Annotated in this window: 26 protein-coding genes; 8 read left to right on the top strand and 18 right to left on the bottom strand. The window is 65.3% G+C overall.

Going from position 1 to position 23,841, the window contains the following annotated elements:
• Positions 1 to 66: 66 nt before the first annotated feature.
• A complete protein-coding gene (locus tag SMA01S_RS13795; protein WP_066823257.1) occupies positions 67 to 855 on the bottom strand; it encodes an SDR family oxidoreductase in 789 nt (262 codons plus the stop codon).
• Between the two features lie 132 nt (positions 856 to 987).
• The gene (locus SMA01S_RS13800; RefSeq protein ID WP_066823260.1) at positions 988 to 2,133 is read right to left on the bottom strand and encodes an acyl-CoA dehydrogenase family protein; all 1,146 of its coding nucleotides are present in this window, start codon (positions 2,131 to 2,133) and stop codon (positions 988 to 990) included.
• 234 nt (positions 2,134 to 2,367) lie between these two features.
• Here SMA01S_RS13800 and SMA01S_RS13805 point away from each other — a divergent pair, with 234 nt between their 5' ends.
• The 3 genes from SMA01S_RS13805 (at position 2,368) to SMA01S_RS13815 (ending at position 5,427) form a co-directional block, all read left to right on the top strand.
• On the top strand, positions 2,368 to 3,198 hold the full coding sequence (locus tag SMA01S_RS13805) for an SDR family NAD(P)-dependent oxidoreductase (RefSeq protein ID WP_066823350.1): 831 nt from the start codon (positions 2,368 to 2,370) through the stop codon (positions 3,196 to 3,198).
• Positions 3,195 to 4,652: an MFS transporter gene (locus SMA01S_RS13810; protein WP_174543148.1), complete on the top strand. Its 1,458-nt coding sequence runs from the start codon at positions 3,195 to 3,197 to the stop codon at positions 4,650 to 4,652. The genes SMA01S_RS13805 and SMA01S_RS13810 overlap by 4 nt, the downstream gene beginning before the upstream one ends.
• Positions 4,653 to 4,860: 208 nt before the next feature.
• Positions 4,861 to 5,427: a CHAP domain-containing protein gene (locus SMA01S_RS13815; protein ID WP_066823263.1), complete on the top strand. Its 567-nt coding sequence runs from the start codon at positions 4,861 to 4,863 to the stop codon at positions 5,425 to 5,427.
• Between the two features lie 184 nt (positions 5,428 to 5,611).
• On the opposite strand, the gene msrB is transcribed toward SMA01S_RS13815, so the two are convergent.
• The 4 genes from msrB to SMA01S_RS13835 form a co-directional block, all read right to left on the bottom strand.
• On the bottom strand, positions 5,612 to 6,106 hold the full coding sequence (msrB, locus tag SMA01S_RS13820; protein ID WP_066823354.1) for a peptide-methionine (R)-S-oxide reductase MsrB: 495 nt from the start codon (positions 6,104 to 6,106) through the stop codon (positions 5,612 to 5,614).
• A 79-nt stretch (positions 6,107 to 6,185) separates the two neighbouring features.
• Entirely contained in the window at positions 6,186 to 7,427 is a 1,242-nt protein-coding gene (locus tag SMA01S_RS13825) for a cytochrome P450 (RefSeq protein WP_439654311.1), read from the bottom strand.
• 91 nt (positions 7,428 to 7,518) lie between these two features.
• Positions 7,519 to 8,760 carry an ABC transporter permease gene (locus SMA01S_RS13830; protein ID WP_066823269.1) on the bottom strand — a complete coding sequence of 414 codons (1,242 nt, stop codon included), beginning with the start codon at positions 8,758 to 8,760 and terminating at the stop codon, positions 7,519 to 7,521.
• A complete protein-coding gene (locus tag SMA01S_RS13835) occupies positions 8,760 to 9,689 on the bottom strand; it encodes an ABC transporter ATP-binding protein (RefSeq protein WP_066823272.1) in 930 nt (309 codons plus the stop codon). The genes SMA01S_RS13830 and SMA01S_RS13835 overlap by 1 nt, the downstream gene beginning before the upstream one ends.
• A 41-nt stretch (positions 9,690 to 9,730) precedes the next feature.
• On the opposite strand from SMA01S_RS13835, the gene queG reads away from it, so the two are divergent.
• A complete protein-coding gene (gene queG / locus SMA01S_RS13840; RefSeq protein WP_066823275.1) occupies positions 9,731 to 10,798 on the top strand; it encodes a tRNA epoxyqueuosine(34) reductase QueG in 1,068 nt (355 codons plus the stop codon).
• A gap of 133 nt (positions 10,799 to 10,931) precedes the next feature.
• On the opposite strand, the gene SMA01S_RS13845 is transcribed toward queG, so the two are convergent.
• Together SMA01S_RS13845 and SMA01S_RS13850 are read right to left on the bottom strand one after the other, a co-directional pair.
• Positions 10,932 to 11,306 (bottom strand): hypothetical protein, encoded by a 375-nt coding sequence (locus tag SMA01S_RS13845; RefSeq protein ID WP_066823278.1) that lies wholly within the window; start codon positions 11,304 to 11,306, stop codon positions 10,932 to 10,934.
• Positions 11,303 to 11,983 (bottom strand): EI24 domain-containing protein, encoded by a 681-nt coding sequence (locus SMA01S_RS13850; protein WP_066823281.1) that lies wholly within the window; start codon positions 11,981 to 11,983, stop codon positions 11,303 to 11,305. Before SMA01S_RS13850 ends, SMA01S_RS13845 begins: the two co-directional genes overlap by 4 nt.
• A gap of 61 nt (positions 11,984 to 12,044) precedes the next feature.
• Here SMA01S_RS13850 and SMA01S_RS13855 point away from each other — a divergent pair, with 61 nt between their 5' ends.
• The gene (locus SMA01S_RS13855) at positions 12,045 to 13,043 is read left to right on the top strand and encodes an adenosine kinase (RefSeq protein WP_066823284.1); all 999 of its coding nucleotides are present in this window, start codon (positions 12,045 to 12,047) and stop codon (positions 13,041 to 13,043) included.
• 209 nt (positions 13,044 to 13,252) lie between these two features.
• Here SMA01S_RS13855 and SMA01S_RS13860 read toward each other — a convergent pair whose 3' ends face one another.
• The 9 genes from SMA01S_RS13860 to hisB form a co-directional block, all read right to left on the bottom strand.
• Positions 13,253 to 14,866 carry an amino acid permease gene (locus SMA01S_RS13860; protein ID WP_066823287.1) on the bottom strand — a complete coding sequence of 538 codons (1,614 nt, stop codon included), beginning with the start codon at positions 14,864 to 14,866 and terminating at the stop codon, positions 13,253 to 13,255.
• A 97-nt stretch (positions 14,867 to 14,963) separates the two neighbouring features.
• Entirely contained in the window at positions 14,964 to 15,341 is a 378-nt protein-coding gene (locus tag SMA01S_RS13865; RefSeq protein WP_066823291.1) for a histidine triad nucleotide-binding protein, read from the bottom strand.
• A gap of 270 nt (positions 15,342 to 15,611) precedes the next feature.
• A complete protein-coding gene (locus tag SMA01S_RS13870; protein WP_066823294.1) occupies positions 15,612 to 15,929 on the bottom strand; it encodes a phosphoribosyl-ATP diphosphatase in 318 nt (105 codons plus the stop codon).
• A gap of 32 nt (positions 15,930 to 15,961) precedes the next feature.
• On the bottom strand, positions 15,962 to 16,180 hold the full coding sequence (locus SMA01S_RS13875; protein WP_066823297.1) for a hypothetical protein: 219 nt from the start codon (positions 16,178 to 16,180) through the stop codon (positions 15,962 to 15,964).
• A gap of 126 nt (positions 16,181 to 16,306) precedes the next feature.
• Complete coding sequence (gene hisF / locus SMA01S_RS13880) at positions 16,307 to 17,074, bottom strand: imidazole glycerol phosphate synthase subunit HisF (RefSeq protein ID WP_066823306.1); 768 nt, start codon at positions 17,072 to 17,074, stop codon at positions 16,307 to 16,309.
• Between the two features lie 139 nt (positions 17,075 to 17,213).
• Positions 17,214 to 17,948, bottom strand: coding sequence for a 1-(5-phosphoribosyl)-5-[(5-phosphoribosylamino)methylideneamino]imidazole-4-carboxamide isomerase (gene hisA, locus SMA01S_RS13885; protein WP_066823310.1), 735 nt, complete (start codon positions 17,946 to 17,948; stop codon positions 17,214 to 17,216).
• 1 nt (position 17,949) lies between these two features.
• The gene (gene hisH / locus SMA01S_RS13890; protein WP_066823313.1) at positions 17,950 to 18,555 is read right to left on the bottom strand and encodes an imidazole glycerol phosphate synthase subunit HisH; all 606 of its coding nucleotides are present in this window, start codon (positions 18,553 to 18,555) and stop codon (positions 17,950 to 17,952) included.
• Positions 18,552 to 18,863 (bottom strand): YciI family protein, encoded by a 312-nt coding sequence (locus SMA01S_RS13895; RefSeq protein ID WP_066823316.1) that lies wholly within the window; start codon positions 18,861 to 18,863, stop codon positions 18,552 to 18,554. Before SMA01S_RS13895 ends, hisH begins: the two co-directional genes overlap by 4 nt.
• Positions 18,863 to 19,450 carry an imidazoleglycerol-phosphate dehydratase HisB gene (gene hisB / locus SMA01S_RS13900; RefSeq protein WP_066823319.1) on the bottom strand — a complete coding sequence of 196 codons (588 nt, stop codon included), beginning with the start codon at positions 19,448 to 19,450 and terminating at the stop codon, positions 18,863 to 18,865. The genes SMA01S_RS13895 and hisB overlap by 1 nt, the downstream gene beginning before the upstream one ends.
• A gap of 71 nt (positions 19,451 to 19,521) precedes the next feature.
• Here hisB and SMA01S_RS13905 point away from each other — a divergent pair, with 71 nt between their 5' ends.
• Complete coding sequence (locus tag SMA01S_RS13905; RefSeq protein ID WP_066813068.1) at positions 19,522 to 19,998, top strand: SspB family protein; 477 nt, start codon at positions 19,522 to 19,524, stop codon at positions 19,996 to 19,998.
• Positions 19,999 to 20,155: 157 nt separating this feature from the next.
• Here the strand turns inward: SMA01S_RS13905 and SMA01S_RS13910 are convergent, their stop codons facing one another.
• A complete protein-coding gene (locus tag SMA01S_RS13910; RefSeq protein WP_084250301.1) occupies positions 20,156 to 21,466 on the bottom strand; it encodes an HD-GYP domain-containing protein in 1,311 nt (436 codons plus the stop codon).
• 182 nt (positions 21,467 to 21,648) lie between these two features.
• Here SMA01S_RS13910 and SMA01S_RS13915 point away from each other — a divergent pair, with 182 nt between their 5' ends.
• Both SMA01S_RS13915 and fumC read left to right on the top strand, forming a co-directional pair.
• Complete coding sequence (locus SMA01S_RS13915) at positions 21,649 to 22,323, top strand: methyltransferase family protein (RefSeq protein ID WP_066823357.1); 675 nt, start codon at positions 21,649 to 21,651, stop codon at positions 22,321 to 22,323.
• Positions 22,324 to 22,363: 40 nt separating this feature from the next.
• The gene (gene fumC / locus SMA01S_RS13920; protein WP_066823324.1) at positions 22,364 to 23,755 is read left to right on the top strand and encodes a class II fumarate hydratase; all 1,392 of its coding nucleotides are present in this window, start codon (positions 22,364 to 22,366) and stop codon (positions 23,753 to 23,755) included.
• Positions 23,756 to 23,841 lie beyond the last annotated feature (86 nt).

Here is a 23,841-nt window from a genome sequence, read left to right on the forward strand (position 1 = left end):
GTGAGGGCAGGCATCGGTTTCTGCCCTCACCCTTCCGCGCCTTCTGCGCTCCGATGGGAGAGGGATTTATGCGTCGATCGACGTGCCCAGCGCCGCGTTGACCAGACCGCCGTCGACCACCAGCGTATCGCCGACGACATAGTCCGAGGCGCGGCTGGCGAGGAAGATCGCGGCGCCCGCCATATCCTCGTCGGTGCCGATACGGCGCATCGGAATGTTCTTGGCGACCTCATCGCCGTGGTCGCGCGCGGCGCGGTTCATCTCGCTGGCGAAGGCGCCAGGGGCCAGGCTGGTGACGATGATCGCGTCCTTGATCAGCCGTGCCGCCATCCGCTTGGTGAGATAGATCAGTGCCGCCTTGGAGGCATGATAGCTGTACGTTTCCCACGGATTGAGCCGCAGGCCGTCGATCGAGGTGATGTTGATCACCTTGCTCGGCTTGTCATAGCTTGCCTGCGCCTTGAGCAGGCCGTGCAGCGCCTGCGTCAGGAAGAAGGGCGATTTGACGTTCAGGTCCATCACCTTGTCCCAGCCGCTTTCCGGGAATTCCTCGAACGGCACGCCCCAGGCGGCGCCGGCATTGTTGACCAGGATGTCGAGATGATCCTCATGCTCGGCCAGCTTGGCGGCGAGCGCCTTGCAGCCGTCGACGGTCGAGACGTCCATCGGAATCGGAATGCAGTTCGGGCCGAGTTCGGCGGCGGTCTCCTCGCAGGCCGGTGCCTTGCGCGACGAGATGTACACCTTGGCTCCCTGCGCGATGTAGCCCGCAGCGATCATCTTGCCGATGCCGCGCGATCCCCCGGTGATCAGCGCGACGCGCCCTTCGAGGCTGAAGAATTTGCTGGTGTCCATTGGTGTCTCCCGTTTCTGAAAACCGTCATCCCAGCGAAAGCTGGGATCTTGTGCCGCAATCGGCACCGCCAGCGCGCCGTCGCCTGAGGCCCCAGCTTTTGCTGGGGCGACGGCTTGTTACGCTCCGTCCGTTCACCCCCCGCGTTTCAGCGTTTCTCGCGCGATGATGAGTTGCTGAATCTGGCTGGTGCCTTCGTAGATGCGGAACAGCCGGACATCGCGATAGAGCCGTTCGATGCCGTAATCGGCGATATAGCCCGCACCGCCATAGATCTGCACCGCGCGGTCGGCGACGCGGCCGACCATCTCGCTGGCGAAATATTTGGCCGCAGCCGATTCCATGACGACGTCCTTGCCCGCATCCTTGGCCGCCGCGGTTTCAAGGACCAATGCCCTGGCGGCGAGCGCGTCGGTCTTCGAATCGGCGATCATTGCCTGGATCAATTGGTGCTCGGCGATCGGCTTGCCGAACTGCTTGCGCTCGCTGGCATAAGCGACGCAATCGGCGATCAGCCGCTCAGCGACGCCGACGCAGACTGCCGAGATGTGCAAGCGCCCGCGATCGAGCACGCGCATCGCGATCTTGAAGCCTTCGCCTTCGGCACCGAGCCGGTTCTCGACCGGGACCACCACGTCATCGAAGATCACGTCGGCAACCTTGGCGCCCTTTTGGCCCATCTTCTTCTCGGGCTCGCCAATCGACACGCCGGCAAGATTGCGCGGGACCAGGAAAGCGGAAACGCCGCGGCCGCCCGGCGCGTCGCCGGTCCGCGCCATCACGGTGAACAGATCCGCCTTGTCGGCATTGGTGATGAAGCGCTTGGTGCCAGACAGGCGATAGGCCTGGCCATCCCACACCGCCTTGGTCTTCACCGCACCCGAATCGGAACCGACATCGGGTTCGGTCAGCGCGAAGCTGGTGATGATCTCGCCGCTCGCGATCCGGGGCAGCCACTCGGCTTTCTGCTCTGGACTGCCCGCCATCACGAGGCCCTGGCTGCCGATGCCGACATTGGTGCCGAAGCTCGAGCGGAACGCCGGTGTCGTGCGGCCGAGCTCGATCGCGACCTTCACCTCTTCGAGCATGGTCAGGCCCAGGCCGCCATATTCCTCGGCGATCGACAAGCCGAACAGGCCCATCGCCTTCATCTCGGCGGTAACATCCTCGGGGATGGCGTCTTGCGCTTCCACATCGGCTTCCAAGGGACGAAGCCGCTCGGTCACGAAGCGGCGGACGGTGTCGATCAGTGCGTCGAAGGTTTCGGCGTCGAGCGCCATGACGTTCCTCTCCCCTTGTCCAACTCGTCATGCCGGGCTTGTCCCGGCATCCAACGTGCAACAACGGCCGGATTCCGTTGTGGACGGTTGGACCCCGGAACAAGGCCGGGGTGACGGTTGGTAGTTTGGCGGAAAGCTCGCTGCAACATCAAACAAACCCGAAATTCGAAAAGCTGGATTGACCGGCCTCAAGCCCCCTCTATGCTGCATGAAAAATACATGCAGGAGAATGGAATGCGGTTTCAGGGCAAGCGCGCCGTGGTCACTGGCGGCGCCTCCGGTATTGGGCGTGCAACGGCGTTGCGACTGGTCGAGGAAGGCGCGGACGTCCTGATCGGCGATGTCGATATTGCGGGCGGACAGGAGCTTGCCGAAACGTCGAACGGCCGCATCCGCTTCCAGAAAACCGACGTGACCCAGGCCGCCGATATCGAAGCGCTGATGGCGGCCGCCGATGCCGCGGGCGGGCTCGATATTCTGTTCAACAATGCGGGCGCAGCGGGCGCGCGGGACAAGATCGACGAGATTTCGCCGGACGATTGGGATCGCACGATGAGCTTGTTGCTGCGATCGGTGGCGATGGGCATCCGCTATGCGGCACCGCTGATGGCGAAGCGTGGCGGCGGGGCGATCGTCAACACGTCGAGCGTCTCGGCATTGGGCAGCGGTTACGCACCGACCGCCTATTCGACCGCCAAGGCAGGCGTGCTGCATCTGACCAAGGTAGCCGCTGCGGACCTCGCCAAGCACAATATCCGCGTCAACGCGGTGGTACCGGGGTTCATCACCACCAACATCTTCACCTCGGCGCTGGGGCTCGAAGGCGCAGTGCGCGATCACGTCAACGGCGTGATTGCCCAGACCGCCGCGCACGCCCAACCGGTGCAGCGGGCCGGACGGCCCGAAGACATCGCCGCAGCGGTTGCTTATCTGGCGAGCGATGACGCCAGCTTCGTCACCGGCACCCATATCCTGGTCGATGGCGGCATGCTGATCGGCACGCGCGCGAGCTGGGACGACAGCGTGCCGGGCCTGTTCTCGTCACTGGAGGCGGCGGCCTCGTGAGCAAACTGGCGACGCCGGCCCCGCGGCGGCTTTCGAACCGGACTACGGCAAGCTACGGCTTCGGATCGGTCGCCTACGGCGTCAAGGATGCCGGATTCGGCACGTTCCTGCTGATCTTTTACAACCAGGTGGTCGGGCTCGACGCCTCGACGGTCGGGTTGATCATCTTCGTCGCGCTCGTCTGCGACGCGTTCGTCGACCCGCTGATCGGCGTGTTGTCGGATCGCACGCGCGGGCGCTGGGGACGGCGTCATCCATGGATGTATTCGGCCGCGCTGCCGATCGCGATCGGATGGCTGTTGTTGTGGAATCCGCCGCATCTGAGCAGCGGGGCAACGCTTGCCTGGCTGTTCGTGACCGCGGTCGTCGTGCGCAGCGCGGTCAGTTGCTACGAAGTGCCGTCACAGGCGCTGACGCCCGAACTGACGTCGGATTATGACGAGCGCACGCGGATTACTTCCTACCGCTATCTGTTCGGCTGGGCAGGCGGTCTGTCGATCCTATTGCTCGCTTACGGCGTGTTCCTGACGCCGTCGGAAGCCTATCCCAACGGGCTGCTCAATCGCGTCGGCTATGGCCATCTGGCGATCGCGAGCGCCGTCATCATGGTCGTTGCGATCCTGGCCTCGGCGCTCGGCACGCATCATGAAATCGCGCGGTTGCCCAAAACGGTCGTACAAAGCCAGACGCTCGGCGGGCATTTCCGCGAGCTATGGGAAACGGTCAAGAATCGCGGGTTCCTGATCCTGATGCTGGCCGGCATCTGCGCCTATACCAATCAAGGCATCAGCTACGCGTTGTCCAACTACACCTATAGCTACGTCTGGCAGTTCCAGTCCTGGACGTTGCAGCTGTTGCCGTTCGCGCTGATGCTGGGTGCGGCGCTGGCCTTCGTCATCGCGCCGGCGGTCGGCAAGCGGATGAGCAAACCCCATGCCGCGATGGGGTTCGTGCTGGCCGCTACGGTGTTCCACACCATGCCCTATTGGCTGCGCTTCGCCGGCGTCTTGCCGCCACCGGGATCGAGCGCGTTGGTGTTTCTGCTGCTGCCGATCTTCGTCACCGCGACGGCACTTAGCGTGTCGTCGTTCATCCTCGGCGCATCGATGATGGCCGACGTCGTCGAGGATTCGGAAGCGCGGACCGGACGCCGGTCGGAAGGCGTCTATTTCGCCGGCTCGTTCTTCGTCCAGAAATGCACCTCGGGCCTGGGCATCATGATCGTCGGCCAGTTGCTCGACCTCGTATCCTTCCCCAAGGGTGCGAAGCCGGGCATGGTGCCGGTGGCGGTGATCGACCATCTGACGCTGGCCTTCATCCTGATCTACGGCTCGCTCGCGATCCTGGCGGCCATTCTGTTCTCCAAATTCCCGTTCGGGCGCACCGAGCATGAAGCGCGCCTCGAGCGGATGATCGCGGCGGCGGAGGCCGAAGGGGCACCGCACGCGCCGTGACACCGGTAGCGATTCGGCGGATTTCGACCACAAAATGTGGGTGCGGCAGGCGTCCATCGGGTCCGCGCAGTACCCCATTTGGGCATTCACCGGCGACGAAACACAGTTCGTCGTGAAAGGTTCCGTTCATCGTGCCGACAGGGTTCCCATGTCGGTTTTGTCCACCTAACCCACCATCAACACTTCAACGGACCTTTTGGGGGGTCGCATGAAATTTGGTGGTTTGGCAGCGCGATTCGCGCTGGTGGCGCTCTGCGCCCTGGCGACGACGGTGCCGGCTCAGGCTCGGTTCTGGCAATGCGCTCCCTATGCGCGCGAGATTTCGGGCATCCAGATTTTCGGCAACGCCAACACCTGGTGGTCGCAGGCCGCCGGCAAATATGAGCGTGGCAATACGCCCAAGGTCGGATCGGTGCTCGCCTTCGCTTCGTTCGGCCGCATGCCGCTCGGCCATGTCGCAATGGTCTCGGGCATCGTCAACGACCACGAGATCCTGCTGACCCACGCCAATTGGTCGCGTCGCGGCGGCGTCGAATATAATGTCCGCGCGATCGACGTCTCGCCCCAAGGCGACTGGAGCGAGGTCAAGGTCTGGTACGGCCCGAACGGCGGCCTCGGCACCACGGTCTATCCGACCAAGGGTTTCATCTACGGCGCCGGGGCGCCCAAGATGGACAATGGCGATGACGAGCAGATCGATACGTCGCGCAGCAGCCAGACGATCGCCACGATCGCGCCGGTCGGTGCCCGCGGAGTGGTCGGCGTCCGCGACTGAGCAGGACCTACCCGTCATTGTAGCGAAAGTGTTGAGTTTACGCCTCCCCGGCGAAGGCCGGGGGCCAGCGGCAATCTACTCGCAGCGGCGGCGCGCCATCTCTACGACAGCGAAGCTGGGCCCCGGCCTTCGCCGGGGAGGCGTCGATCGAATTCGGCCTAGGCAGACCTCGTCGGCCGACGCGCTACGCCTTACCCGGCGTGAAGTTCATCGCCGCACCGTTCATGCAATAGCGCAAGCCAGTCGGCTTGGGGCCATCGTCGAACACATGTCCGAGATGCCCGCCGCAGCGGCGGCAATGGACTTCGGTCCGCGTCATGCCCAGCGAACCGTCGTTGCGCGTCTTCACCGCGTTGGGCAGCGGTGCCCAGAAGCTCGGCCAGCCGGTCCCGCTGTCGAACTTGGTCTTCGACGAATAGAGCGGCAGCGCGCAGCCCTTGCACGAGAAGATGCCCGCGCGATGCTCGTTGTTGAGCGGGCTGGTATAGGGCGTTTCGGTCGCCTCATGCCGCAGCACCTGGTAAGAGAGCCCGGGCAGCCGTTTGCGCCATTCGGCGTCGCTCAACTGGAATTCGAACTTTTCGGGCGGCGAGGCAGGCGCGGCGCGGCAGCCGCCGAACAGCATCGTCGCGGCACCGGTGCCGGCCAAGGTCAGGAAATGGCGGCGGTCGAACGTCATCATACGGGCTCCATCGATCAGACCTATATAGGTACGGACGATGAGCTCCGCAGGTTTCAACCCGCCGCGATTTCTGCGTTCAATATTTGCTGATCTCGACCGGCAGCTTGCGATAGCCATGGACGAAGCAGGCCGCGACGCGTTCGGGTTCGCCCAGCACGTTCACGCGCATGCGGCGCTTGGCCATTTCCTCGAGCAGTACGCTGATCTGAAGCTCGGCCAGACGCGCACCGACGCAGCGATGGATGCCGTGGCCGAACGCCAGATGGCGCCGGGCATTGGGCCGGTCCACGACGATATTGTCGGCATCGTCGCCGAACACGGTCTCGTCGCGATTGGCGGAGATGTACCAGAGGGCGAGCTTGTCGCCTTCCTTGATCATCTGCCCACCCAGCTCATAGTCCTGCGTCGCGGTGCGGCGCATGTGCGCGAGCGGCGTCTGCCAGCGGATGATTTCCTGGACGGCGTTGGGGATCAGTTCGGGGTTCGCCTCCAGCTTCGCGCGCTGGTCGGGGAACAGGTCGAGCCCATAAGCCGCCGCCGACATCGAGTTGCGCGTCGTGTCGTTCCCGCCGACGATCAGCAGGATGAGGTTGCCGAGGAACTCGTACTGATCCATCTCGGCCATCGCGTCCGAATGGATCATCATGCTGATCAGGTCCGGCGTGGGCTCCTTACCCACTTTCTGGTTCCAAAGATTCTGGAAGTAGGCGCCGCATTCGAACATGTGCTGCAGGCGTTCCGCACGCAGTTCGGGCGTCTTCACCAATTCGATATCGCCGGCCCAGTCCGACCAGAAGGTCAGCTTGCGGCGGTCTTCCCACGGGAAGTCGAACAGGATCGCGAGCATCTGGGTGGTGAGCTCGATCGACACCTTGTCGACCCAGTCGAACCGTTCGCCCCAGGGAAGCGTGTCGAGGATTTCGGCGGTGCGACGAACGATGTCGCCCTTCATCCGGACCATCTCGCTCGGCGTGAAGGCGGGCGCGACAGTGCGGCGCTGGCCGGTATGCTTGGGCCGGTCCATCGCGATGAACATCGGCATCTTCACGTCGCTGTCGGGAAGGAAGTCGGCGAGCGTGATGCCACCCACTTCGGACGAGAAGATCTCGGGCAGCGATTCGGCCTCGACGATCGGCTTGTAGGTGGAGATCGACCAATAGGGGCCGAAGTCCGAATGCTCGACCTTGTGGACCGGCGATTCGGCGCGGAGCTTCTTGAACGGCGCCTGCCAGACGTCGTCGCGGTAGAGCTCGGCGCGGCTGACGTCGAGCGGATCGACCGGGCCTTCATATTTGAAGGTCGGACCCTTCGCCATCATCTCGGTCAGTTCGGCCTGAGTCGCCATGCCCACTCTCCTATATATGGGCCGAAACAAACCTATACTTACACAGATGTCAATAGTGAAGCGGCTAGCTGCTCGCGGGCTGCGGTTGCTTGCGTTTGCGCCTCGGGCCCTCGCCCGACTTGAGCACGCCGCGGCGGAACCAGCGCGCGCCGAGCGAGATCACCAGCGACACCCATAGCAATTGCCACAGGATCGCGACGGCGTGGGGCCATAGCGCGGACGAATTGGCGGCATGCGCGGCCATCGCCATCGGCGAGCTGAACGGGAAAATCTCCGCGATCCAGGCGATCGTGCTCCCGGGCCTGCCGGCGGCGGCGGTCGACATACCGACATTGGCCATTTGGACAACGGTCATCGGCAGCGCCATCAACTGAAGCTCGCGCTGGGTGGAGGCCTGCGCGCCGAGGATCAGATAGACCGCGCCGATCAGCAGATACGACATGACGAAATAGGCGAGGAACAGCAACGCGAAGACCGGCTTGCCGACCGCCGGCGCCACACCCGCTAGCGCCGCCGCCATGCCGGTGGGCAGGATGCTGGTGACCTGGCTGGCGACCGTGCCCCAGAAGCCGACGAACAGCAGAGCAACGCCGAACATGCCGATCAACTTGCCGAAGAACACCGATTCGAGCGGCACCGCGGCGGCGAGTACTTCGATCACCTTGTTGCTGCGCTCCTCCGCCATCGTGCCCATCGTCAGGCCGGCGAGGAACAGGGTCAGCAGGAAGATCGCCATGACGGCGAACAAGGCCGCGGCATTATGGCCGCTGGTGGTCACGACGGTGCGGACGATCTTTATCTTGGCCGGCGTGCTCAGCGGCGCGGTCGAGCCGAGCTTCTGCGCGCGCATCGTCTGCTCGGCGAGTCCCGCGAGATAATCCGCTTCGTTGCGCCCGCCGCCGCCATAGACGATCGTCGGGCGTTCGAGCGGACCATAAAGCGCCGCGTCGACATCGCCGTCACGGCCCAACACCCGCGCCCGCGCCTGGGCGGCGGGATCGCCCGACGGTGTCACGACGTCGAGCGGGGGAGGGATGTCGCCATGGCCGAAGACCTGGCGCAACTGTCGGTCGGTCGCGACGATCGCCGCCGCCTGGTCGGGCGCGGCGATCACGACGATCCGCGCGCGGTCGGCCGCACCCTGCGCCATGCTCGACGCGCCGAACCCGCCGGCCGCGCCGAACAGGATCGTGAACATCGGCGACAGCAGGAACAGCAGGAACGTCGGAGTGAACACGGTGGCGATGAAATCGCGCCGGGCAACGGTCATCGCCTGGCGTAGCGCGCGACGGAAATTGCCGGTCATCACAGCGCCTCCGCTTCAGCCTGGGCAAGCGCTTCGGCGCCGACAATGCGCACGAAAGCATCGTGCAGCCCGGGACGCTCGATCGACAGGCCGGCCACGCCAAAACCCGATTGCGTCAGCTTGAGCAGCAATGCCTCCACCCCGTCATCGGCGACCGGGAATACCCAGTCGCGGCCATTATGCTGGGCGTCGGCAGGCAGTATGGCCGCCACTTCCGGTCCGTCGCGTTCGGGTTGATAATGCGCGCGCATCGGCAGCATGCCACGCGCGTCGGCGACGGTCCCCTCGAACCGGCGCTTCCCGCCGGCGATGATCGCCAGGCGGTCGCACAGGCGTTCGGCATGCGCCATCACATGAGTCGAGAACAGGACGGTGGCGCCGCGCGCCTGCTCGGCGCGGATCAATCGCTCGAGCCCTTCCTGGTTGACCGGGTCGAGCCCCGAAAAAGGCTCGTCGAGCACCAGCAGATCGGGCTGGTGGACGACCGATCCGAGCAGCTGGACCAGCTGCGCCATGCCCTTCGACAATTTGCGGATCTTGAAATCGACCGCATAGCCCAGGCCGGCCTGTTCCATCATCTCGATCGCGCGCTTGCGCCCGATTTTCCAGGGCAGGCCGCGCAGGGCGCCCATGAAGGCGATCGCTTCGCGGGCCTTCATCTGCGGATAGAGGCCGCGTTCCTCGGGGAGATAGCCGACCTGGTCGCTCGCCTCGCGCGGGCGGTCGCGGCCGAGCAGGGTGCGCTCGCCTTCGTCGGGCTCGATGATCCCCAGCAACATGCGCAAGGTCGTGGTCTTGCCCGCGCCGTTAGGGCCGAGCACGCCATAGATCGTGCCGGTCGGCACCGCGAGGTCGACGCCGTCGACCACCCGCCGCCCACCGAAATTTTTGACGAGGCCGTGGGCGGTGACGGCCAGAGACTGAGACACGCGACCTCCCTCGATTGGTTCGTCCGTGGTAGCGGGGCGAAGTGACCGAACACAAGCTATTCGAAGACCGCTTGCGCGACGAAGCCTTAAGGCTGGGTTTCGCCGCTATCGGCATGGCGCGCGCCGACGCCGCGCCGCGCTCGGGCGAGCGGCTGCGCCAATGGCTGGCGGAAGGCCGCCATGGCGAGATGATCTGGATGGAGGAGCGCGCGCACCACCGCGCCGCGCCGGCGGCGCTGTGGCCTGAGGTCAGAAGCGTGATCGCGCTCGGCATGAGCTATGCGCCGGGGCGCGATCCGCTGGCACTGGCGGGCGAGGGCGATCGCGGGCGCATCTCGATCTATGCGCAGGGCAGCGACTATCACGATCTCGTCAAGCGGACGCTCAAGGCGCTGGCGCGGTGGATCGTGGCGGAAGCGCCGGGCAGCGACCTCAAGGTGTTCGTCGACACCGCTCCGGTGATGGAAAAGCCGCTGGCCGAGGCGGCGGGATTGGGCTGGCAAGGCAAGCATACCAATCTGGTCAGTCGCGATCACGGCAGCTGGCTGTTCCTGGGCGCGATCTACACCACGCTCGACCTCGCGCCCGATCAGGCGGGGCGCGATCGCTGCGGCTCGTGCGACGCGTGCCAGCGATCATGTCCGACCGATGCGTTTCCCGCACCCTATCGGCTCGATGCGCGGCGGTGCATTTCCTATCTGACGATCGAGCATAAGGGACCAGTGCCGGAGGAATTCCGCGCGGCGCTCGGCAATCGCATCTATGGCTGCGACGATTGCCTGGCAGTCTGCCCGTGGAACAAGTTCGCCTCGGTGGCGGCAGCCAACCGCGCGTTCCTGCCGCGGGCGGAGCTGGCGGCGCCGCGGCTGGCCGATTTGCTCGCGCTCGACGATGCCGGGTTTCGCCAGGTGTTTTCGGGGTCGCCGATCAAGCGGATCGGACGCGATCGCATGGTCCGCAATGCGGCCTATGCCGCGGGGAATAGCGGGGACATTGGACTGGTGCCGGTGCTGGAGGCGTTACGCGACGACGCGTCGGACGTGGTGCGCGACGCTGCGGGCTGGGCGCTGGTGCAGCTAAGTTCCCCTCCCGCTCGCGGGAGGGGCTAGGGGAGGGCATGTATCTCAAGGGCTGAGGTGCGACAGACCCTCCCCCCGCCCCGTTCCAGGTAAACAGTCCCCCGGACTGTTTAGGTTGCGCCGGGGGCGCAACCGACCTGGAACGCGCAAGCGGGAGGGGAGTTTATTTCCCGCCATTCCGCCGCGCCAGCGCCGCGACGCAACTCGCGCGGTCGATTGGGCTGCCGTCGGGCTGGCGAGCATCGAGATAGGTCACTGTCGCTTCCCCGCCGTTCTTGCCCGGATAGAGATAGGTATCGAGCACGCAGAACGTGCCCTGGAATTGCAGCTTGCGCGCCGTGCCTTCGCGGACATCGGCATTGGCGGCGCCGAATAATTGGGTGAGTCCGGCGGCATTCTGCCCCATTACCCGCTCCAGGCCGCTTGTCGGCTGGGTCGGCCTGACGACCACGGTCGGCATTGCGGGGCGTGCCAACGTCGTCTCTCCGCAGCCCGCGACCAGCAGCGCGAGCCCCGCGACGGCCAATATAGCTTTCATCCTCGTCTCCCGTGAAACAGATGCGCCGCCATCGCCGCGCCCAGGATCGGGGCGAACAGGTTGACGACGGGCAATGTCAGCAATCCCGAAACGATCACGCCCAATTCCCACCGCACCCATCGCGTCGAGGCGCGCCATGCCTTCATCTCGGACGGCGCGATATGCCGTGCCGCAACCATCTCGCCCAGATCGACTCCCAACAGCCAGCCATTGGCGGCGAAGAACAGCAGGGGCGTGCCGAATCCGGTCAGCAGGAGCAGGATATAGGCCGGGGCGAGCACCAGATTGACCGCCAGCGCGCGCCCGGCGGACCGTAGCCCCATGTGCAACGACCGCGCGAACGGCACGTCATGCGCGCTCGCCAGCGCGTCGGGATAATGTTTGCGCTCGACCTCGATCACGATCTCGTCGCCGAACAGGCCGATCACCGCGATCGCCACCGCGCGGAACAATACCCAGCCGAACAGGAGCGTCACGACGAACTCGCCGATGACCGCAAGACCGGCGGCGTTCTCGCCCCAACCGAGTTGATCGACGAACAGCCATTGCGTTCCGAACCACAGCCCGGCGCCGAGCAGCAGGAAGACCAGCAGAGTCAGCCCGATCGATTTCAGGAAGACGCGCAGGATCGCGGGATCGGTGAGTTGCCCGAGCGACAGGAGGAAAGCGCGGATCATCGTTGCTTCTGTCTAGCGGCGGCGATACGGCGCGGCCAACCATTTCCCGGAGATATCTGACTTGACCAGCCCCGCTTATGACGTGGTCGCGATCGGCAATGCCATCGTCGACATCCTTTCGCAGTCGACCGACGAGTTCATCGCCGCCGAGGGCATGACCAAAGGATCGATGGCGCTGATCTTCGATCCGGCCGCCGCTGACGACCTCTATTCGCGGATGGGCCCAGGACAGGAAGTGTCGGGCGGGTCTGCCGCGAACACGATTGCGGGCCTCGCGGCGCTGGGGCAGCCGACCGGCTTTATCGGCCAGATCGCCGACGATCAGCTCGGCAAAGTGTTCGCGCACGACATCCAGTCGCTTGGCGTGCATTTCGCGACGCCGCCCGCCACCGGCGGCGATCCCACCGCGCGGTGCCTGATCCTGATCACCCCTGACGGCCAGCGCACGATGAACACGTTCCTGGGCGCCGCGCAGTATCTGCCGGAGAGCGCGGTCGATGCCGAGACGATCGGCGCGGGCGCGATCCTCTATCTCGAAGGCTATCTGTGGAACGCCGAGCAGTCGCGCGACGCGATGAAGCGGGCGATCGCGATGGCGCGCGATGCCGGACGCAAGGTGGCGTTGACGCTGTCCGACACCTTCGTGGTGGAAGGGCATCGCGATGAATTCTTCGAGTTGATCGACGCCGGGCAGATCGACCTGCTGTTCGCCAACGACAACGAAGTCCGCGCAATGATGCAGACCGAAGATATCGCGGCGGCGGTGACGGCACTGGCCTCGCGCGTCCCGACACTCGTCTGCACGCACGGGCCCAAGGGTGCCGAGGCGCATCATGCCGACGAACATGCTCGCGTTCCGGCTGAGCCGATTGAGCATGTGGTCGATACCACTGGTGCGGGCGACCTGTTCGCGGCCGGCTTCCTCGCCGGACAGGCGCAGGGTCGCGATCTCGAGACCAGCCTGCGCATGGGCGCGATCTGCGCCGCCGAATGCATCTCGCACGTCGGCCCGCGCCCGCTGGCGGATCTCAAGAAGCTGGTGGCTGAAAAGTTGGGCTGAGCAAGGAATTCCCTCTCCCGCAAGCGGGAGAGGGAGGGGCCCGCGAAGCGGGAGGGTGAGGGTCTTCTTACTTCTTCCAAGCGGACGAGCCTGAAAGAAGTAAGAAGACCCTCACCCAAACCCTCTCCCGCCGGCGGGAGAGGGCTTAGAAAAGAAAAGGGGCCGGAGTCTGGTGACTCCGGCCCCTTTTTGTTGCCTGGATCAGACCATCACTCGGTGCCGGGCACCGGGGGCTTGAGCCCTTCATAGGCTTCCGGCTCGGGCACGTCGATAACGCCCCGTCCGACATGGCTGCGGCTGCGGCTGTAGAAGAAATAGATCAGCAGCCCGATCAACCCCCAGCCCGGCAGGACCAGGATCGCGGTCAGCGGCAGCGAGACGTACAGTCCGATACAGCCGATGATCGCGAGCGGCGCGATGATCCACACGCCGGGCGTGCGGAACGGCCGCTTGCGGCCCGGATCGGTGCGGCGCAGCACCATCACCGACACCGCCACCATGAAGAAGGCGAACAGGGTACCGGAGTTGGAATAGTCGGCGAGCTTGCCGACCGGCAGGATCGCCGACGCGATCGCCGCGCCGATCCCGGTCACGACGGTGACGACGTGCGGGGTACGGAACTTGGGGTGAACCGAGGCGAGCTTCTCGGGCAGCAGGCCGTCGCGCGCCATGGTGAAGAACACGCGGGTCTGGCCGAACATCATCATCAATACGACCGACGGCAGCGCCAGCACAGCGGCGATGCCGACAAGCCGTCCGATCACCGGCCAGTTGATGACCTGGAGAACGTGGACCAGCGCTTCCTTCGAGCAGACCAGCGGTTCCATCGCGCCAGACGCGACGATCCGGGCGCAGCGTCCGGCCATCTCGGCCGATCCCGGTGCGAGGACGCTACCGTCCAGGCCAGCAACGGGCTGCGCGCCGATCGCACCGATCGCGCCCGACGCGACCAGCAGATAGAAGATGGTGCAGATGCCGAGCGAACCGATCAGGCCGATCGGCACGTTGCGTTGCGGGTTCTTGGTTTCCTCGGCCGCGGTCGAGACCGCGTCGAAGCCGACATAGGCGAAGAAGATCGACGCTGCGGCGCCCAGCATACCGGTCGTACCGGTGGGCAGGAACGGCTCGGCCGGCGAGTTGAAATGCGTGCCGTTGAGGACCGGCAAGGTCAGCGCGATGAACGCGGTCAGCGCGGTAATCTTGATCAGCACCAGCACGGCGTTGACGCGCGCGCTCTCGGTCGTGCCGATCACCAGCAGCCAGGTGACGAGACCGACGATGAAGACGGCCGGAACGTTGATCCAGCCGCCGGTGTCCATCGCCGTCTGCAGGTCGACATTGGGCTTCGCGCCGAATGCGACCTGGGCATGCGCCATCAGCGCATCGGCATTCTTGATCGCGTTCGGCAAATGGAAGCCGATGCCGTCGAGCAACCCGGCCAAATGGTTCGACCAGCCGACCGCGACAGCACTCGCGCCGACCGCATATTCGAGGATGAGCGCCCAGCCGACCATCCAGGCGAGCAGCTCGCCCGTGACGGCATAGGTGTAGGTGTATGCCGATCCCGACACCGGGACCATCGAAGCGAGTTCGGAATAGCAGAGTGCGGCGACCGCGCAGACGAAGCCGGCGACGACGAAGCTGAGCAACATGCCCGGGCCCGCCTTTTGCGCGGCCTCGGACGTCAGCACGAAGATACCCGTGCCGATCACGGCGCCGATGCCGAGCATGGTCAGCTGGAACGCACCGAGCGATCGGTGCAGTCCCTTTTTCTCGGCGGTCGCAAGGATCGCATCGAGAGGTTTTACGCGGTCAAAAATCATGAATAGCCAACCCCCAAGGTGGTATTTGGTGCTGGCGGGGGAGCCTAGTCGCAAAACCCCCGCGCGCAATCCCTTAATGGTTACGGCTGAGACGAAGTCAGCGCGACAGCATCGGGCCTAGTGCCCGCCCTCCGAACAGATGGACGTGGAGATGCGCGATCTCCTGATGGCCGTGCAACCCGACATTGGCGAGCAGGCGATAGCCCGGCGCGACGAGATCGAGATCGCGCGCGACCTTGCCGACGGCGCGGACGAAGCCGGCGATCTCCGCGTCCGATGCCTTGGCGCTGAAATCGTCCCACGACACATAGGGCCCGCGCGGGATCACCAGGACATGGGTCGGCGCCTGCGGGTTGATGTCGTGGAAGGCGACCGCCCATTCGTCTTCGTACACGCGCTTCGACGGGATCTCGTTGCGCAGGATCTTCGCGAAGATGTTCTGGTCGTCATAGGGCAGGGTGGCGTCGATCGGCATTTAGGGTCCGCACTCCGTTACCGCGAGGATCGTGATCGCCCGTACAGGCCCGCTGGCTAGGAGCGCAGCGTAGTCGCGTGGAGGAACTACGCGCAAGCAAGCGACGAAGTCCAGCGGGCCTGTACGGGCGACCGCTACGCGGCGGGCCGATTTTGGCGCCGGACGTCGTTGCGCGTCGATCACGATGCCTCCAGCATCGCTCTCTCCTTGCTCCTAGCCCGACACCAAAATCGGCTCCGTCACGACCGCGCGGTAACGGAGTGCGGACCCTCAGCTCCGATTGGCTTTTTCGGTGAGGCCCGACGTGCCTGTCCGGCGCGCCAGTTCGCTGCGCACGTCGTTGAGGCACAGGCCGGAATCGGCGAGCAGGACGAGTAAATGATAGACCAGGTCCGCGGCCTCGCTGGTCAGTTCCTTCTTGTCCTTGCGCATCGCCGCGATCACGGTCTCGACTGCTTCCTCGCCGACCTTTTGCGCGATCTTGGCGCGGCCGCGGACGAACAGTTCGGCGGTGTATGAACTGGAAGCACTCTCGCCCTTGCGGGAGTGGATCAGCGCGTCGAGCGCGTCGAGCGGGTCGTTGTCCATGACATGCGCGCTGCCTGTCCGCGCCGCCGCCGTCAATCCTCTGAAACGGCCTTGCTCGCGTCGGCCTGCTTGGCGAAGCGCTTGCGCAGCGCTCGGCGCGCCAGCCAGACACCCGCAACCGCCATGCCGAACAAGGCGATGTCGGACAGTTCGGGCATCGATCGAGTGTGGATCACCCCGCTATGCGGCGGCACCGAGGCGAGCGCAGGAATTGCGGTCAGCAGCAAGGGCAAGGCGAAGACGTAGCGCATTGAGAGGGCGTGATATCGCGAGCCTCTTAACTTTCCGTCATGCCGGACTTGTTCCGGCATCCAACGCGGAACGGTGGAAGGACTCCTTTGAGGAGTGTTGGACCCCGGAACAAGTCCGGGGTGACGTTAGGAGAGGGGTGTGCGGACGGGGATTCCCGCCGCAGCTAGCGCGCGGTGGGCGTCGGCGATGCTTGCCTCGCCGAAATGGAAGATGCTGGCGGCCAGCACCGCGCTGGCATGGCCGTCGCGGATGCCGGCGACGAGGTCGTCGAGCCCGCCAACGCCGCCCGACGCCACCACCGGGACGCTCACCTGGTCGGCGATGGTGCGGATGAGCTCGAGGTCGTAGCCGCCGCGCGTGCCGTCGCGATCCATGCTGGTGATCAGCAGCTCGCCCGCGCCGAGTTCGGCGAGGCGCAGTGCGTGGGCGACCGCATCGATGCCGGTCGGCTTGCGGCCGCCATGAGTGAAGACTTCCCAACCGTCGGCGGTGCGTCGCGCGTCGACCGAGGCGACGCAGCATTGGCTGCCGAATCGCTCGGCGATATCACTGACCAGTTCCGGGCGCGCCACCGCGGCGGAATTGACCGCGACCTTGTCGGCGCCGGCCAGCAGCAGCGCGCGGGCATCCTCGGCCGAGCGCACGCCACCGCCCACCGTCACCGGCATGAAGCAGACTTCGGCCGTGCGGCGCACGACGTCGAGAATCGTACCGCGCGCTTCATGACTGGCGGTGATGTCGAGGAAGCAGAGCTCGTCGGCACCGGCGGCGTCATAGGCCTGCGCCTGCTCGACCGGATCGCCGGCGTCGCGCAGATCGACGAAATTGACGCCCTTCACCACGCGGCCATTGGCGACGTCGAGACAGGGAATGACGCGGGCGCGAACGGTCATGATCGCCCTCTCTCCATCGGGGAGAGGGTGGACGAGCGTAGCGAGGCCGGGAGAGGGGCAGTCGCGACCGAAATGCTTGAGACACTGCCCCTCTCCCCGGCCCTCTCCCCAAAGGGGAGAGGGAGAAGGACGGTAATCTTCACGCCGCCTCCGCCACGGCAATCGCCGTCGCGAGGTCGAGGCGACCATCATACAGCGCGCGACCAGTGATCACCCCCTCGATCCCGTCACGGGCGTGGAGCGCGAGCATATGGATGTCGGCGATCCCGCTGACCCCGCCCGAGGCGATCACCGGGATGTCGACGGCGCGCGCGAGATCGACCGTGGCCTGGACGTTGCAGCCCTTGAGCAGGCCGTCGCGCCCGACATCGGTGAACAGCAAGGCGGCGACCCCGGCATCCTCGAACCGGCGTGCCATGTCCTCGACCGACACGTCCGACACATCGGCCCAGCCGCGCGTCGCGACCATGCCGTCCTTGGCATCGACCGCGACGACGATGCCGCCCGGAAAGTCGCGCGCGGCCTCACGCACCAGGTCGGGATTGTCGAGCGCGGCAGTGCCGATCACCAGGCGCGACACGCCGACGTCGAACCAGCCCTCGATCGCCGCGCGATCGCGGATCCCGCCGCCCAGTTGGACATGGCCAGGGAAAGCGGCGACCACCGCGCGAACGACATCGCCATTGACCGATTCGCCGGCGAATGCGCCGTCGAGGTCGACCATGTGAAGATGCTGCGACCCGGCCGCGGCGAACGCCATCGCCTGCGCCACGGGATCGTCGCCGTAAATCGTCGCGCGGTCCATGTCGCCCTCGGCCAGGCGCACGACATTGCCGCCCTTGAGGTCGATCGCCGGGAAGATGATGAGGCTCATTTCACGGCCGCCATGTCAGGAACCTCTTCAACAATTCCAGCCCGTAACGCTGGCTCTTTTCGGGGTGGAATTGCACGCCCGCCATATTGTCGCGCGCGATCGCGGCGACGACCGGATCGGCATGGTCGGTGGTAGCGACCACATCGTCCCCCTCGAACGCATAGCTGTGCAGGAAATAGGCCTCGCCCGCCTCGATCAGCGGATGAGGAGATGTCGGGCGGACATCGTTCCAGCCCATATGCGGTACCTTGGCGCTGGGATCGGACGGCGTCAGCAGGCGGACGCGGCCCTCGATCCAGCCGAGTCCCCGATGCTCGCCCATTTCCTCGCCGACCCGCGCCATCAATTGCATGCCCACACAGATGCCGAGAAAGGGCATGCCGTCATGACGCACCCGTTGATCGAGAGCATCGACCATGCCGGGCACGCCCCGCAGCGCCGCCGCGCAGGCGCCGAACGCACCGACACCCGGAAGGACGATGCGGTCGGCGCGGAGCACCAGATCGGGATCGGCGGTGATCGCGACGTCCTGCGCGCCCGCTGCCTTCAGCGCATTGGCGACGGAATGGAGGTTGCCCGCGCCGTAATCGATCAGCGCGAGCGTCACGCGAGCAGGGGTACGACCGCGTCGGCCGCCCAACTCGCGTTGAATTCGATCACCTCGATCGTCGCCGCGCCGCTGGTCACGAAGGGGTCGCTTGCCGCGAGCGCTTCGACCTCGGCCCGGTGCCCGCGGCAGACGATCACGCCCCCGGTGCGCGGGTTGCGGCGCCCCGACAGGAGGAACAGTCCTTCGTCATAGCCGCGCTCGAGCCAGTCGATATGCGATTTCATATGCCGGTCGACCTCGTCGAGCGGGACGACGTAGGTGATCAGGATCAGACAGACCGGCGCGTCGGCGTGCGTTGCGGGCATCACAACGTCCCCTTGGTCGAGGGGATGGCATCGGCCTTGCGCGGATCGATCTCGACCGCTTCGCGCAGCGCGCGGGCCAGGCCCTTGAACGCGGCTTCGGCGATGTGATGATTGTTAGAGCCGTAGAGCGTCTCGATGTGCAGCGTGATCCCGGCGGTCTGCGCGAACGAGTGGAAGAAATGCTCGAACATCTCGGTATCCATCTCACCGAGGCGCTTTTGCGAGAATTCGGTCTTCCACACGAGGAACGGCCGCCCCGAAATGTCGAGCGCGACTCGGGTCAGCGTCTCGTCCATCGGCGACAGCGCGTCGGCATAGCGGCGGATGCCGCGCTTTTCGCCCAATGCCTTGTTGATCGCCTCGCCGATCGCGAGCCCGGTATCCTCGACCGTGTGGTGCTGGTCGATATGGAGGTCGCCGACCGTCTTGACCTGAAGGTCGATCAGCGAGTGGCGCGACAATTGTTCGAGCATATGGTCGAAGAAACCGATGCCGGTCGACACGGCATAGCTGCCGGTCCCGTCGAGGTTGACGGCGACGTCGATCGACGTCTCGCTCGTCTTGCGGTTGATCGTCGCGGTGCGCATCGCGCCCCCATATGGGTGTGTTGCACGTCATGCAATCTTGACCCGACGCTCGCATCGGCTACCCAAGGCATATGAGTGATGGTCTGCCCGATAGCCTGATTCCGTATGATGAGATCGTGCAGGAGGCCCTGCGCGCCGTGGTCGGCCGCGTGCTAGGCTCGGTTGCGGCCGGCGGCGGGCTGCCCGGCGAGCATCATTTCTACATCACGTTCAAGACGCAGGCGCCCGGCGTCAGCATCCCAGAACGCCTGATCGAGCGGTTCCCGGACGAGATGACGATCGTCCTGCAGAATCGCTATTGGGACCTGACCGTCGATGACGAGCGCTTCTCGGTCGGGTTGAGCTTCAACCAAGTGCCGTCGAAGCTCGACATTCCCTATTCGGCGATCACCGGCTTTCACGATCCCGCCGTCAATTTCGAACTGCGCTTCCAGGCGCAGGAAGGCCCCGACGGGCCCGAGCCGCATGACGAGGCTGAGAACGACCATGTCGAGCGCGTCGATGACGGCTCGAACGTCGTAAGCGTCGATTTCAAAAGGAAGAAGTAAGCCGAAGCGAGCCGCGCGGCTCGCGCGGCGGTCACCTTGGTGACGCGAACGGCCGGCCGGCGCGGCGGTAGCCGCGTCCGACGTCACGGAATTCACTTCCGTGACGGCCTGACCGGGCGAGACGAAGACGCCTGCCAAACTACGGTAACGGCTTGGCTCAATCGAGCCTTTCACTCGGCCGCCAGCGCGAGACGCGATCGCTGGTAGGCATCTCGACCGTTTCCCCTGGCGTCGTTTCGACCCCCGCCCACAACCGTGCGATCACGTCGCGGTCGAGCTTATCGCTCTCCTGAAGCAGATGCACGCACAGCGCGGGCCAATCATGCGCTCCCCAATCGGTGGCATTCTCCGCGCGGATGACGGTCTTGCACGCGTCGTCATCGGCCAGAATGATGTCGCGTGGATCGACCAGGCTGTTCGCGGCGGTGTCGTAGAAGACGCGCAGGCGGGGCCGACTCGCGCGGCGGCCATTGGACAATATGATCGCCAAACGCTGCGAGCGCAGGCGGACGACCATGCCGACCGGGAACACCGCGATGCTCTGGTAGAAGGTGAACAACAGATCGCGATCGAACTGGCCGTTCCAGCCATGCATCGCGGTAACCGCCTCGATCGGCGACCACGCGTCCTTGTACGCGCGATCCGACGTCAGCGCGTCATAGACGTCGCAGATCGCGCCCATCCGCGCCGCCAGGCTGATCTCTCCACCCTTCAGCCCGAACGGATAACCGGTGCCGTCGATCTTTTCGTGATGATGGCGGCAGACGTCGATCGCGGTAGCGGGAATGGCCTCCGCCCGACCGAGGATCGCGCAGCCGCGTTCGGGATGGAGCCGTGCGATGGCGAATTCCTCATCGGTCAGCCGGCCGGGCTTGTTGAGGATTTCGGACGGCACGTCCATCTTGCCGATGTCGTGCACCAGTCCCGCCAGGCCGAATTCGCGCACGGTCTCATCGGGCAACCCCAGATGACGGGCGAAATTGACCATCAGCGCGCACACCGCGACCGAATGCAGATAGCTATAGTCGTCCTTGGACTTGAGCCGGACGATGCTGATCAGGGCATAAGCGTTGCGCTGCACCGATCCCGAAATCTCGTCGACGACCGCGGCGACCTGTTCGGAGTCGATCGCCTTGCCCAACCGGGCACCCTCAAAAACGCCGCGGATGATTTCCCTGGTCCGCGCGACGATGTCGGCGGCGCGCTCGCGCTCGGCAGTGATGCCAGTGGGGCCGCTTGCGACTACGGGTTCGGTGATGATGATCGGTTCCGGCTCTTCGATCGGCGCGAGTCCCCGCGTGGTGTCGATGGTCACAAAGGCGATGTCGGCGTCGCGCAGGGCGGCAATATCGCTGTCCGATCGCAGCAGGAACCGCCGGCGCCAGAAGGGATGGCTGAGCCACGAGCCCTCGATGGCGTGGAGGAACATGCCCGGCCGAAGCAAAGAGAGCGGGACGCGACGCAGCATCCTTGAGCATATAATAGACAGCGGTTGACAACTTACTACTTTCGCTGTGTTTTTTAACGAGAGTTATAGTCGGTCGTCGGGCTGCCCTTCGATAGGGTCGAGCCCGAAACGCGCCAGGAACAAGCCGCGCGCCGCGGCGTAGGACGCATATGGCCGAGGAACAGCCGCAGGATCCGCAGCCGATGACCCGTAGCAAAGCGATCGCCTATGCGGTCTCGCTGCCGATGTCGTTGTTCCTGCTCATTTTCCTTCCCGCCGGCGATATCGGTTGGATACCCGGCTGGATTTTCGTTGCGGCGCTGGTCATCGCCTTCGGGGCGTCCGGTCTGGCGATCGCTAAGGTCAACCCGATCATCTTTCGCGCCCGCAGCAGGTTCCAGCCGGGTACCGAGCGCTGGGACCTGCCGCTGGTCGCCGTGATTCTGGCGGCGATGACCGTGACCATCCCGATCGCGAGCTTCGATGCGCGACGGGCGCATTGGTCGCATGTGCCGCTGTGGCTGATCGTGATCGGCTATGTCGCCTTGCTCGGCGGGATCGCGATCACCGCCTGGGCACAAGCGGTCAATCCGTTCTTCGAGCCCGGCGTGCGTATCCAGTCGGAACGGCACCAGCGCGTGGTCGACTCGGGCCCTTATGGATTTGTCCGGCACCCGGGTTACAGCGCGGCGGTGGCGATGTTCTTGGGGATCTCGCTGGCGCTGGCCTCATGGTGGGGATTGGTGCCGGCTGCGATCGCGTCGATCCTGCTTGCCGTCCGCACCGCATGGGAAGATCGGCTGCTCCACGAGAAGCTGCCCGGCTATCGCGAATATGCCGGCCGCGTACGCGCAAGGCTTGTGCCCGGCATCTGGTGACGCCAAGTCGGGCATGTCCGCCCGATGAGGAGCCTGCGCGATGACCGAAACCCGCACCGAAACCGATTCGATCGGCGCGATCGAGGTGCCGGCGGACGCCTATTGGGGCGCGCAGACGCAGCGATCGATCGAGAATTTCCCATTCGGCGAGCGCGAGCGCATGCCGATCGCGATCGTCCACGCGCTGGCGCTGGTGAAGCAGGCCGCGGCGCGGGTGAACCGTAAACACGGTCTGGCGGCGGAAAAGGCCGATACGATCGAGGCGGCGGCGGCGGAAGTGGTCGCGGGCAAGCTCGACGACCAATTCCCGCTGGTCATCTGGCAGACCGGCAGTGGCACGCAATCGAACATGAACGTCAACGAGGTGATCGCCGGCCGCGCCAACGAGCTACTGACCGGCAAGCGTGGCGGCAAGGCGCCGGTGCACCCTAATGACGACGTCAATATGAGCCAGTCGTCGAACGACAGCTTTCCGACCGCCCTCCATGTCGCGGCGGCGCTCGCGGCGACGCGGCGGCTGGTGCCGGCGATCGAGCGGCTGGAGGCGGCCTTGCTCGCCAAGACCCAGGCATGGCAGGATATCGTCAAGATCGGCCGCACGCATCTGCAGGACGCGACGCCGCTCACGCTCGGCGACGAGTTTTCGGGCTATTATGCGCAAGTGCGGCTGGCACGGACGCGGCTGGTGCCGCTGATCGAACATGGCCTGTCCAAGCTCGCGCAGGGCGGCACCGCGGTGGGGACGGGGCTCAATGCGCCGAAGGATTTCGGCCCGGCGATCGCCGCCGAATTGTCCGCGCTGACCGGCTTCGCGTTCGAGACCGCGCCGAACAAGTTCGAGGCGCTGGCGTCGAACGACACGTTGGTCGATTTCTCTGGACGGTTGAACAGCCTCGCGGTGGCGCTGACCAAGATTGCCAACGACATTCGCCTGCTCGGCTCGGGTCCGCGTTCGGGGATAGGCGAACTGGTTCTGCCGGCGAACGAGCCGGGCAGCTCGATCATGCCGGGCAAGGTCAACCCGACCCAGTGCGAGATGCTGACGATGGTCGCGGCGCAAGTGATCGGCAATCACCAGGCAGTGACCGTCGGCGGGATGCAGGGGCATCTCGAACTCAACGTGTTCAAGCCGATGATCGGGGCGGCGGTGCTGCGCTCGATCGACCTGCTGGCGGTCGGGATGGAGAGCTTTGCCGAGCGCTGTGTCGAGGGCCTCGAACCCGACCGGCGGCGAATCGCCGAACTGGTCGATCGCTCGCTGATGCTGGTGACCGCGCTCGCGCCCGAGATCGGGTACGACAATGCGGCGAAGATCGCCAAACATGCGCACCAGGAGGGGATGACGCTGAAGGAAGCGGGGCTCGATCTGGGGCTGGTCGATGAAGCGACGTTCGACCGCGTGGTGCGGGCGGAGGATATGGTAGGGCGGTAGTTTCAATAAGCCCCTCCCCTTCAGGGGAGGGGTAAGGGGTGGGGGATGCCTCGCAGAGAAGGTCGTCTGCCGCACTGCCCCCCCCC

The organism is Sphingomonas mali NBRC 15500 (assembly GCF_001598415.1).
Taxonomy (GTDB): Bacteria; Pseudomonadota; Alphaproteobacteria; order Sphingomonadales; family Sphingomonadaceae; genus Sphingomonas; species Sphingomonas mali.

Bases quoted from the DNA above. Each gene is read 5' to 3' on its own strand.
- fumC (WP_066823324.1), top strand. From the start codon at position 22,364: ATGACCGAAACCCGCACCGAAACCGATTCGATCGGCGCGATCGAGGTG.
- SMA01S_RS13825 (WP_439654311.1), bottom strand. From the start codon at position 7,427: ATGATGGCGAAGGGTCCGACCTTCAAATATGAAGGCCCGGTCGATCCG.
- SMA01S_RS13850 (WP_066823281.1), bottom strand. From the start codon at position 11,983: ATGATCCGCGCTTTCCTCCTGTCGCTCGGGCAACTCACCGATCCCGCG.
- SMA01S_RS13865 (WP_066823291.1), bottom strand. From the start codon at position 15,341: ATGCCGATCGACGCCACCCTGCCCTATGACGACCAGAACATCTTCGCG.
- hisF (WP_066823306.1), bottom strand. From the start codon at position 17,074: ATGACCGTTCGCGCCCGCGTCATTCCCTGTCTCGACGTCGCCAATGGC.
- SMA01S_RS13905 (WP_066813068.1), top strand. From the start codon at position 19,522: ATGAGTGATGGTCTGCCCGATAGCCTGATTCCGTATGATGAGATCGTG.
- SMA01S_RS13795 (WP_066823257.1), bottom strand. From the start codon at position 855: ATGGACACCAGCAAATTCTTCAGCCTCGAAGGGCGCGTCGCGCTGATC.
- SMA01S_RS13830 (WP_066823269.1), bottom strand. From the start codon at position 8,760: ATGACCGGCAATTTCCGTCGCGCGCTACGCCAGGCGATGACCGTTGCC.
- SMA01S_RS13845 (WP_066823278.1), bottom strand. From the start codon at position 11,306: ATGAAAGCTATATTGGCCGTCGCGGGGCTCGCGCTGCTGGTCGCGGGC.
- SMA01S_RS13805 (WP_066823350.1), top strand. From the start codon at position 2,368: ATGCGGTTTCAGGGCAAGCGCGCCGTGGTCACTGGCGGCGCCTCCGGT.
- SMA01S_RS13915 (WP_066823357.1), top strand. From the start codon at position 21,649: ATGACCCGTAGCAAAGCGATCGCCTATGCGGTCTCGCTGCCGATGTCG.
- SMA01S_RS13875 (WP_066823297.1), bottom strand. From the start codon at position 16,180: ATGCGCTACGTCTTCGCCTTGCCCTTGCTGCTGACCGCAATTCCTGCG.
- hisB (WP_066823319.1), bottom strand. From the start codon at position 19,450: ATGCGCACCGCGACGATCAACCGCAAGACGAGCGAGACGTCGATCGAC.
- SMA01S_RS13910 (WP_084250301.1), bottom strand. From the start codon at position 21,466: ATGCTGCGTCGCGTCCCGCTCTCTTTGCTTCGGCCGGGCATGTTCCTC.
- SMA01S_RS13815 (WP_066823263.1), top strand. From the start codon at position 4,861: ATGAAATTTGGTGGTTTGGCAGCGCGATTCGCGCTGGTGGCGCTCTGC.
- SMA01S_RS13800 (WP_066823260.1), bottom strand. From the start codon at position 2,133: ATGGCGCTCGACGCCGAAACCTTCGACGCACTGATCGACACCGTCCGC.
- hisA (WP_066823310.1), bottom strand. From the start codon at position 17,948: ATGAGCCTCATCATCTTCCCGGCGATCGACCTCAAGGGCGGCAATGTC.
- SMA01S_RS13870 (WP_066823294.1), bottom strand. From the start codon at position 15,929: ATGGACAACGACCCGCTCGACGCGCTCGACGCGCTGATCCACTCCCGC.
- msrB (WP_066823354.1), bottom strand. From the start codon at position 6,106: ATGACGTTCGACCGCCGCCATTTCCTGACCTTGGCCGGCACCGGTGCC.
- SMA01S_RS13860 (WP_066823287.1), bottom strand. From the start codon at position 14,866: ATGATTTTTGACCGCGTAAAACCTCTCGATGCGATCCTTGCGACCGCC.
- SMA01S_RS13895 (WP_066823316.1), bottom strand. From the start codon at position 18,863: ATGCCCGCAACGCACGCCGACGCGCCGGTCTGTCTGATCCTGATCACC.